At 67.6% G+C, this 9,767-nt stretch carries 9 protein-coding genes; 4 read left to right on the plus strand and 5 right to left on the minus strand.

What is annotated here, in order from left to right; all coding sequences use genetic code 11:
- Window positions 1-131 precede the first annotated feature (131 nt).
- The gene (nrdF, locus tag AB0F86_RS15345) at window positions 132-1,094 is read left to right on the plus strand and encodes a class 1b ribonucleoside-diphosphate reductase subunit beta (protein ID WP_067493116.1); all 963 of its coding nucleotides are present in this window, start codon (window positions 132-134) and stop codon (window positions 1,092-1,094) included.
- Between the two features lies 1 nt (window position 1,095).
- Here the strand turns inward: nrdF and AB0F86_RS15350 are convergent, their stop codons facing one another.
- Both AB0F86_RS15350 and AB0F86_RS15355 read right to left on the minus strand, forming a co-directional pair.
- A complete protein-coding gene (locus AB0F86_RS15350) occupies window positions 1,096-1,491 on the minus strand; it encodes a hypothetical protein (RefSeq protein WP_356986487.1) in 396 nt (131 codons plus the stop codon).
- Between the two features lie 96 nt (window positions 1,492-1,587).
- Window positions 1,588-2,421, minus strand: coding sequence for an alpha/beta hydrolase (locus tag AB0F86_RS15355; RefSeq protein ID WP_356986485.1), 834 nt, complete (start codon window positions 2,419-2,421; stop codon window positions 1,588-1,590).
- A 121-nt stretch (window positions 2,422-2,542) separates the two neighbouring features.
- Between AB0F86_RS15355 and AB0F86_RS15360 the strand changes: the two genes are divergently transcribed.
- The 3 genes from AB0F86_RS15360 to AB0F86_RS15370 are packed head-to-tail and all read left to right on the plus strand — an operon-like array spanning window position 2,543 to window position 5,589.
- Window positions 2,543-3,550, plus strand: coding sequence for a tripartite tricarboxylate transporter substrate-binding protein (locus tag AB0F86_RS15360; RefSeq protein WP_356986483.1), 1,008 nt, complete (start codon window positions 2,543-2,545; stop codon window positions 3,548-3,550).
- On the plus strand, window positions 3,547-4,071 hold the full coding sequence (locus tag AB0F86_RS15365; RefSeq protein WP_356986481.1) for a tripartite tricarboxylate transporter TctB family protein: 525 nt from the start codon (window positions 3,547-3,549) through the stop codon (window positions 4,069-4,071). Before AB0F86_RS15360 ends, AB0F86_RS15365 begins: the two co-directional genes overlap by 4 nt.
- Window positions 4,072-5,589 (plus strand): tripartite tricarboxylate transporter permease, encoded by a 1,518-nt coding sequence (locus tag AB0F86_RS15370; RefSeq protein WP_356986480.1) that lies wholly within the window; start codon window positions 4,072-4,074, stop codon window positions 5,587-5,589.
- Between the two features lie 60 nt (window positions 5,590-5,649).
- Here AB0F86_RS15370 and AB0F86_RS15375 read toward each other — a convergent pair whose 3' ends face one another.
- The 3 genes from AB0F86_RS15375 to AB0F86_RS15385 form a co-directional block, all read right to left on the minus strand.
- Entirely contained in the window at window positions 5,650-6,741 is a 1,092-nt protein-coding gene (locus AB0F86_RS15375; RefSeq protein ID WP_356986478.1) for an ABC transporter substrate-binding protein, read from the minus strand.
- Between the two features lie 277 nt (window positions 6,742-7,018).
- The gene (locus AB0F86_RS15380) at window positions 7,019-8,770 is read right to left on the minus strand and encodes a PQQ-binding-like beta-propeller repeat protein (protein WP_356986476.1); all 1,752 of its coding nucleotides are present in this window, start codon (window positions 8,768-8,770) and stop codon (window positions 7,019-7,021) included.
- Window positions 8,771-8,865: 95 nt separating this feature from the next.
- Window positions 8,866-9,669 carry a VOC family protein gene (locus AB0F86_RS15385; protein WP_356986474.1) on the minus strand — a complete coding sequence of 268 codons (804 nt, stop codon included), beginning with the start codon at window positions 9,667-9,669 and terminating at the stop codon, window positions 8,866-8,868.
- Window positions 9,670-9,767 lie beyond the last annotated feature (98 nt).

Genomic DNA, 9,767 nt, shown 5'->3' on the forward strand with positions numbered 1-9,767 from the left:
CGCCCGCATCGCAACACAAGCTGTTGTGCTCCGCGAGGTTGTCACCCACTACGAGTAGTGTTCGTGGGGAACGGCCTCGCACACGGCGGCGGGTGCGGGTCACAGGTCTGGCGGAAAGGTGTGGAGGCGGAATGAAGCTCATCGATCGGGTGTCGGCCATCAACTGGAATCGGGTACCCGATGAGAAGGATGCCGAGGTCTGGGACCGGCTCACCGGCAACTTCTGGCTGCCGGAGAAGGTGCCGGTGTCCAACGACATCCCCTCCTGGAACACGCTGACCACCGAGGAGAAGCAGCTCACCATGCGGGTCTTCACCGGCCTGACGCTGCTCGACACCATCCAGGGCACCGTCGGCGCGGTCTCGCTGATCCCCGACGCGCTCACCCCACATGAGGAGGCGGTGTACACCAACATCGCGTTCATGGAGTCGGTGCACGCCAAGAGCTACAGCTCCATCTTCTCCACCCTGTGCTCCACCAAGGAGATCGACGAGGCGTTCCGCTGGTCGGAGGAGAACCGCAACCTGCAGCGCAAGGCCGAGATCGTCCTGTCGTACTACAACGGTGACGACCCGCTCAAGCGCAAGGTCGCCTCCACCCTGCTGGAGAGCTTCCTGTTCTACTCCGGCTTCTACCTGCCGATGCACTGGTCCTCGCGGGCCAAGCTCACCAACACCGCCGACATGATCCGCCTGATCATCCGCGACGAGGCGGTGCACGGGTACTACATCGGCTACAAGTACCAGAAGGGCCTCGAGCTGGTCTCGCAGGCCGAGCGCGACGAGCTCAAGAACTACACCTTCGAGCTGCTCTTCGAGCTCTACGACAACGAGGTCGACTACACCCAGGACCTCTACGACGAGGTCGGCCTCACCGAGGACGTCAAGAAGTTCCTGCGCTACAACGCCAACAAAGCGCTGATGAACCTCGGCTACGAGGGCCTGTTCCCCAAGGACGAGTGCGAGGTGAACCCGGCGATCCTGTCGGCGCTGTCGCCCAACGCCGACGAGAACCACGACTTCTTCTCCGGTTCGGGTTCCAGCTACGTGATCGGCAAGGCCGTCAACACCGAGGACGAGGACTGGGAGTTCTAGTTCACCGATCCCACGGTGCCCGCAGTTCCGGATCGTCGAAGGCGTCGGCCGCGTCCCGGTAGAGCTCGCTGATGCGCTGCTTCACCTTGTCGCGGTCGGCGCCGGAGATATCGGCCTGATCCAGCCGCGCCGCCGCATTCGCCACCGCCCGGAACACCCTGGTCGGCTTGCCGTCGATGATGTCGGCAACCGGAAACTTGTAATCCTTCTCGAGCGCCGGATCCCCCTCCGGATCGCGATACAGATAGATACTGGCGAGCTTCTTCGGATCACCCTTCGCCCACTCCAGTGCATCATGCTCGGCCCGGTGCCCGGTCCACTCATGATCCCGCGGCGCCCGCGGCATATCGACATCGGCGGCATTGTCGGATTCGGGCGGAACCTCACGCTTCGACATAGATCTCTCCTTGACACTCACGGGTCATGGATCAGCGCTTGTCATGGTAGCAATGGCCCCGCTACCAGCGGTTTTCCCAGGGCAGGCCGGATTGCGCTATCGGTAGGAAGCCTGTTCGGAGCGGCGGATCTGGTCTACGAACGTTGTGATGGCGGTGGATACGGGGTGGGGGTGGGTCCACCAGACTGCGTGGCCTGCGGTGGGGCCGGCTATGACGGTGGAGAGGCCGTGGGTGCCGGGGAGGGTGGTGGTGAGGGTTGAGGCGTCGTCGGCGGTGCCGCCTGCTTGGTCGGCGTGGCCGCGGAGGACCAGGGCGGGGCAGGGGATTGCGGGGAGGCGGGGGGTGATTTCGTCGCGGGTGGCGAGGTTTGTCCAGGCCGCTGTGGTGCGGGGGCGGTCGGGGTCGGTGAGCCAGCGGCGGATCCAGTGTTCCTGGTCGGCGTCGGTGCCGCCGATGAGCAGGGGTGCGAGGGCGCGGGCCTGGGGTTCGAGGGGGACGGCGGGGTCGGTCCAGGCGGTGGCCATGGCGCGGTACTGGGCGGATTCCTCGACTGTGTTGGCGCGGGCTGTGGTCGAGGCGAGGACCAGGGCCCTGGTGCGGTCGGGGTAGCGCAGGGCGAAACGCAGGGCCGTGTAGCCGCCCTGGCTCATGCCGCCGAGGATGACGGGGCCCGTGATGCCCAAATGGTCGAGTACCGAGGCGATGTCGTCGGCCAGGTCCCAGTAGGTGAACGGTTCGTCGGGGTCGCTGACGGTCTCGCCGAAACCGCGCGCGTCGACGGCGATCACCCGCAGTCCCGCGGCGGTGAGTCGCGCGGTGGTGCGGTCGAACATCGTTGCGTCCATGAGGAATCCGTGCGACAGCACGATCGGCTCGCCGCTGCCGGTGTCGGTGAAATGGATGACGGAACTGTCGCGCTGCACGGGCATGAGCACGAGGGTAACCGTGGGGGCGCGCGGCCGGATCCGTCGGCGAATTGTTGCGCGTTCTGTGCACAGCGGCGACCCGACTCGGGCAAACTTTCGGCAGACGTTTGGTGAGAGGACCCCGATGAACCGTGTTCCCCGCTCAGTTCGCTGGCTCCTCGGTGTCCTCGGAGTCGTGGTCCTGGTGGTCGCGGCGGGGATGGATGCCAACCGGTCAGGGCACGGTGCCGATGCGCGGGCCAAGCTGACGGTCATCGCGCCCGCCGCCGCGGGCGGTGGCTGGGACCTGGTGGCCCGCGAAGCCCAGCAGGCGCTGCGCGGCGACGGGATCGTCAACAACGTGCAGGTGGTGAACGTGCCCGGTGCGGGCGGCACGATCGGGCTCGGTCAGTTGTCCACGCAGACCGGGGTGGCGACGACGATCATGGTCACGGGCACCGTGATGATGGGTGGCATCGCACGTAACGGCTCGCCCGTGGAACTCGCCGATATGACGCCGATCGCCCGGCTCGCCGAGGACTTCGAAGTGATCGTCGTCCCCGCCGACTCGCCCTATCGCACCCTCGACGACCTGATCCGCGACTGGCGAGCCAACCCCGCCACCACACCGGTCGGCGGCGGATCGGCCGGCGGGATCGACCACATGCTCGCCGCCCAGCTGGCCGAGGCCGCGGGCATCCCCGCCGCCCAGGTGCGCTACGCCGCGTACGCCGGTGGCGGCGAGCTGACGATCAACCTGCTCTCGACCGCCCCGGGCACCCCTGGCATCGGGATCAGCGGTTTCAACGACTTCCGCGACCTGATCGAAGACGGCAGGTTGCGACCGCTGGCCGTGGTCGCGCCCGGCCGGCTGCCCGGACTCGAAGCGACCCCGACCATGGCCGAGGCCGGATACCCGCAGGTGGACCTCGTGAACTGGCGCGGGTTCGTGGCCCCACCGGGGTTGAGCGAGCAGGAGCAGAAGGAGCTGATCGACATCGTCACCGAGATGACCCGCACCGAGAGCTGGCGCGACGCCGTCGCCCGCAACCGGTGGCAGGAGACGTTCCTGGCAGGCGAGGCGTTCCGCCAGTTCCTCGCCGAGGAACAGACGCGGATCACCGAGATCGTCGAAGACCTGGGGCTGTCGTGAGTACCACCGAACCCGAACCGGCATCGGTGTCACGCTCGTGGTGGCGGCCCGGCTGGAGCGCGCTCATCATGCCGCTGCTGCTCGTCGCACTGGCGGCGTTCCTGTTCGCCGGCATCGCCGACATGGAGGTGGCGGACGAAAGCGAACTGTTCGGCCCGAAAACGGTGCCGCTGCTTGCCGCGGTGCTGTGCCTGGTCTTCGCCGTGCTGTTGGCGGTGAGCGTGATCCGCAGGCCCGAGGTCCCGCTCGACGAGAACGGCCGCCCGATCATCGGCCTGTCCAGCAATTGGCGTGGCACCGGCATCACCTTCGCGTCGCTGGTCATGTTCGCGGTGCTGCTCCTCCCGGCCGGGTGGATCATCGCGGGCGCGGTGACGTTCTGGGGTGTCACCATCGGCCTCGGCAGCAGGCGGTACGGGCTCAATATCCTTGTCGGCCTCGGCTTGTCCTCGACCATCCAGTTGGTTTTCGGCGGTCTGCTCGGTATCAGCTTGCCGCCCGGCGTGATGGGACTGTTCTAGATGAACGAGATCGCGAACCTGTTGGAGGGTTTCGGCAGCGTCCTGACCCCGGTGAACCTGCTCTACGTGGTGCTCGGCTGCGTGATCGGCACCGCTGTCGGCGTGCTGCCTGGGCTAGGTTCGGCGATGGCGGTGGCGCTGTTGCTGCCGGTGACGTTCACGCTCGACCCGCTGGCCGCGCTGGTGATGATGGCCGCCATCTACTTCGGTGGTCTGTTCGGTGACTCGATCTCCGGCATCCTGATGAACACACCCGGCAACTCCACCGCGATAGCGACGTCCATCGAGGGCCACCGGATGGCGCTCAACGGCCGCGCCCCACAGGCCTTGGCGGCCGCGGCGGTCGGAGCGTTCTTCGGTGGGCTGATCGCGACCGTGCTCGTGGTGTTCTTCGCGCCGCACCTGGCGAATCTGGCGACCAGGTTCGGGCCGGGAGAGTATTTCGCGCTGGCGGTCTTCGCGTTCGTCGCGATCTCGGTGGTGGTGTCGGATTCGGTGCTCAAAGGCATTGCCGCGCTGCTCATCGGCTTGGCGCTGTCTGTGATCGGCACCGATCAGGTGAGCGGTGCGCAGCGGTTCACCTTCGGCAGTGTGGAACTGTTCGACGGGGTGAGCGTCGTGGTGATCACGGTGTCCATGCTCGCCATCGGTGAAGTCCTGTACGTCGCGTCCCGGATCGGGCGACCCGACGACCGCACGCTCATCGCCCCGCAGGGACGGCCCTACCTGACGCGCTCGGAGTTCCGGGAAATGGTGCCGGCGATGGCCCGTGGCACGGCCTTCGGTGTGCCGTTCGGTGTGATTCCCGCAGGCGGCGCGGAGGTGCCGACCTTCCTCGCCTACGGTGCCGAGCAACGATTGGACCGCCGCAGCCGCAAGCCGAAGTTCGGTACGGGCGCGATCCGCGGTGTGGCCGCACCGGAAGCGGCGGGCAACGCCACCGCGGGCACCGCGATGGGCGCGCTGCTCGCGCTCGGCCTGCCGACCTCGGCGACGGCGGCGATGCTGCTCGCCGCGTTCCAGCAGTACGGAATGCAGCCGGGCCCACTGCTTTTCAGCCGCAACGGCGACCTGGTGTGGGCGCTGATGGCGAGCCTGTTCATCGGCATGATCGTGCTGCTGATCCTGAACATGCCCTTCGCCCGGCTCTGGGCGAATCTGCTGAAGATCCCGCGCGAATACCTGTACGCGGGGATCGCCGTGTTCGCGTGTTTCGGTGTGTACGCCGCGGCGGCATCGATCGTCGACGTGGTGTTCATGCTGGTGCTCGGCGCGATCGGTTTCGCGATGCGCCGCTACGACGTGCCGATCGCCCCGGTGCTCATCGCGGTGATCCTGGGTCCGCTGGCCGAGACCTCGTTGCGGGCCGCGATGAACAACTCGGGCAACGACCCCCTGACGCTGGTGAGCACCCCGATCACGATCACGCTGTACGTGCTGCTGGCAGGCGTCGTCGCCATCGGTGTGTTCAACAAATTGAAGCTGCGCCGCAGCGTGCGCGCCGACGCGCCGGAATGACCTCCGGCGAGGCGGACGACCACCACCCTGGAAACTCGGTGGACGTTTGCTGTGCGCCGATCAGTCGGTGACGTAGCCGTTGAGGCTGTTGCGCAAATCTGTGAGCACGGCGCGCGCGGCGGTGAGGCCGGTGGTGTGCCAGATCTTGTCGTCCACGGCGAAGACCCGGCGATCCGTCGCGGCGCCCAGATTCTCGAATTCCTTCGAGCGCAGCACCTTCTTGCCATGCTCCTCGCCGTCGGGGCCGTCGAACATCACGTAGATGATGTCGCCCTCGGCCTTGGTCGAGAAGTCGTCGGGGGTGATGTCGAACGAGGTGCCGCGCTGCGCCTGCGGACGCTGTACACCGACATCCGAAAGGACCTGGGCGGCAAAGGTTTCCGATCCCTGCACCTGGATCGTGTCGGCGGTGAAACGCAGCACCGAGGCCTGGGACTGGTTCGCGTGCAGCGCGGTGCCGACGTCCTCGGCCTCGGTGAGATAGGACTGCAGGGCACTGTCGGCGGCGGCGGTGCGACCCATACCGGCGGCATAGGCGACGAAATCGGACTGCCAGCTGCCGCCGCTGCCGACCAGCACGGTCGGGGCGATCGCACGCAGCGCCTCGTAACCGCCTGCGGCAGGGGGGACATCGCCGAGGATGAGGTCGGGCTTCAGCTCCGCGATGCGCGCCGGGTCGGGCGCGCCGATCGGGCCGACACTCGGCACCTTCAGCACGCCGTACCCGAGGTACATCGGTTGCGGACGTTCACCGTCGAGCGTCACCGCGCCCGCGACCCGCTCCCACAGACCGAGCGCACACGCCGCGTCGAGAGCGGAACTGGTGAGCACGACGATGCGCTGCGGGTCGGCAGGCACCTCCGTGACCCCGGCCGAATGCGTGACCGAGCGGGTACCCGACCCCGCGTCGGGCGCGCTCGGCGTCGGACACGCGGTCGCCGTATCGCGGTCGGCACCGACCACACCGGCACCGGCGATATTGGTCGTGGTGCGGATGATCGTGCTCGCGTCGTCGTGCTTGTCCGCGCAACCCGCGCTCGCCACGGCGACGCACAGCAACGCGGCGACGACGAGCGCGCCCCGCGAGCGGTCACGACGACCCTGCGTGGCGGTGCGACGGAATCGGGTGCGTTCTCGGGCGCTCACCGGCATGCGCACGAGGGTACTGGGTTGGAGTCGGCGCGAATGTCGGGGGCCGAGGGTCGTCGGTGTGGGGACTTGTCGTTTGCCGATGCGGAGACATCGTCACCGCTGAGCGATCAGCAACAAGGTGGTGGGCACGCGCGCAGGTCCGGTGGCAGCCGGATCGCGCAGACCATCGACCGCTGCAGGTGGAGCAGCCCGAGGCCGTGTTGTACGGCGGCGATCAGCATCCATCTATTGACAGTCCCGAACCGCGCCTCTGTGCGGCCCGGTGCGGATCGCGGGGTCAGCCGAAGCCGATGATCTCGGATCTGTGACCCTTGCGATCGGTTGCGATCATCAGCACGGATCCCGAGGTGGTTGCCACGCGCGGATCCCCGTGTGGACCGAGGGCGACGGGCACGGCTCGGCCCTCGCGTCCGGTCGATCGGTCCCAGGTCCGCAGCTTGTATCCATCATCGTAGGTGACCATGACGGCCTGGTCGGTGAGCAGTTCGGTGCGGTCCTCGACAGACATCGTCCCGGTCGCGGGCGCGGTCATTTCGAGCTCGGTCCACCTGGTTTCGCCGACGGCGGACAAGACCTCCCAGCGGTCGCCCAATAGTGCCGAGTTTTCGGAGCTGACCAGCACAGCTGTGCTGTCCGCCTCTTCCACGTCGCTGTACTTGCGGCTCGAATCCACGATGGCCGACGACAGCGGCAGGTTCGGTGGCAGGAAGATCTCGGTGTCTACTGCCCCCTCCCGATCCCACTTCACCCAGACGAAGCCGCTGTCGAACACGCGGGCGCCGGCACTCATGGCTCGCACCGCTCCGGGCGTGGAAAAGCTGCGCGTATCGCGAACCTCCCCGGACATCGGATCGAACGCCGTGACGACCACCGTCGCGGCCGCTCCGTCACCACAACGCGCCACACGGTAGATCGCTGTCTTGGTGGTCACGACCTGCGATGGTGCTGCGGTGCACTTGGCTGATTCGCCTGCGATACGCCACATTTCACGCCCGGTCCTGGCGTCGTAGCGGGTGACGCTTCCGGTCTCGGAAGAGGCGGTGACCAGCAGGTGCCCGCCGGCCGTGGAGCGAGGGTCACTGGCGAAATCTCCTCCGGTCCAGAGCAGTTCGCCGGTGGCCGCGTCGAATGCCATCCAGCCGATATTCCGCCACTTGGTCAGCACCACGTCCTCGGCACGCAGGTAGGTCGTGTCGTCGAGCCGGTTCCACACCCTGTCGGTGCTGATATCGCTGCGCCGATAGTGCCACCGTTCGGTTCCCGTCGCACCGTCGTACTGCGTGAGGCCCGCAGGCGTCGCGACGACGAATCCGCTTCGGGTGACGAGAATTCGGTGACCCAGCTCAGGATCGGCAGGGATCTGGAGCCGGAACTTCTCGGACCCGAGCACCGCAGGCGCGGCAGCCTCGGGTGCCGCTGCGGCGGTGACGTGATCGCCGGCGACGCTGTCGTCCCCGAAGCGGACCGCGCCGCCCGCGGCGCCGAGCACCGGGATCACGCCGACGACGAGCGCCGCCACCAGCGCCCACCAACGCGGCACCGGGCCGGTCGGCTTCACCACGAACACGAAGATCAGCAATGCGCCCGAGATGGCGAGGGCGAGCGATGCGATCGCGGACGATGCCCGGGGTGTCACGACGAAGTCCGAGGTCAGCCGCTGATAGGTCGACGGAATGTCCGCCGCAACCGCGAACCACAGGCCCCCACCGAGGACGAACAGTATCGCCAGTACACCGCCCGCGCCGACACTCGCGGCACGCTCGTCACCGCGACGCCCGAGAACGAGCACCACCGCACCGGTCAGCGCCGCGGCGCCCGCGACGACCAGGGTTCCCCGGATCAGACGGAACGGGAAATCGGCGGTCTCGCTGAAGTCGCCGTTGAACGGCACCGGAATCGGCGCCGCGACGAACTGGCTGTAGAGCGCGAGCGCCACACCCCCGGCGAGGAGTACGGCACCGACCAGACCGGCGAGTATCGGTATCGACCGCAGTGCCCGTGCGCGTTCGGTCGGCTGATCCTCGGACATCTTCCCCCACACAAGAACTCGTTCGCTACCGCCCGCTCGGGCGTCGCGTCGAGACTAGCGCCGGGGGTGGCGACGCGGAAACGTCACCGCCTCGGTCAGCGGGCGGTGCTGCCGATGCTGAAGTGGGCGCCGGTGGGATCGGTGAGACCGACGGTCCTGCCGTAGGGCGTGGTCATCGGCTCGAAGACCAGCTTCGCGCCGAGGGACACGGCGAGCTCGGCCGTCTTGTCGGTGTCGTCGCTGCCGAAATACACCGCCCACGCGCCGGGTACTCCTTCGGGCAGATGGCCTTGCCCGTCCATCACCCCACCCAGCATCGGGGAGGTGGCGTGCAGGGTGGTGTAGCGGAATTCGTCGGTGTCGGCGACGGTGAAGGTGTCGTGCCAGCCGAACACCTCGCGGTAGAAGTCGAGCGACTGGGGGTAGGAGCGTGTCATGAGTTCGAACCAGGACGGCAGGCCTGCCGCGTCCTGCCAGACGCCGTCGGCGACCCGGCCGATTTCGCCGAAACCGGGGAACGGTCCCGGCTGCCACACGCCGACACCCACGCCGCCCACATCGGCCAGCACGGCCATCGTGCCGATACCGGGGATCTCCATCGCCTTCACGAACACGTTGCCACCCGCTTCGGCGGCCTTCTGTTCGGTGGCGGCCGCGTCGTCGGAGTGCAGGTAGACGGTCCAGCGGTCGGGGTAGGGATCGCCCTCGTCCTCGATCCGGCTCATGGCGCCGGCGACGGCGACGCCGTTCTTGCTGAACGTGGTGTACCCACCGAACTCCGGCCCGCCGCGTTCGGCGGTCCAGCCGAACAGTTCGCCGTAGAAGGCGATGGCGTGGTCGAGATCGGAGGTGTAGAGGTCGATCCAGGTGGGATCGCCGGGTTGCGGGGTGAACTGCATGCTGACTCCTCGGCTGAAGGGACTTCGCAGACGGTCGCAGGCGAGCACACCGTCTGCAATGAAGACGCGCCGGAGCGTGAAAAGTCATCGCCGTCGAC

This window comes from Nocardia sp. NPDC023733, assembly GCF_040639775.1.
GTDB lineage: Bacteria > Actinomycetota > Actinomycetes > Mycobacteriales > Mycobacteriaceae > Nocardia > Nocardia rosealba.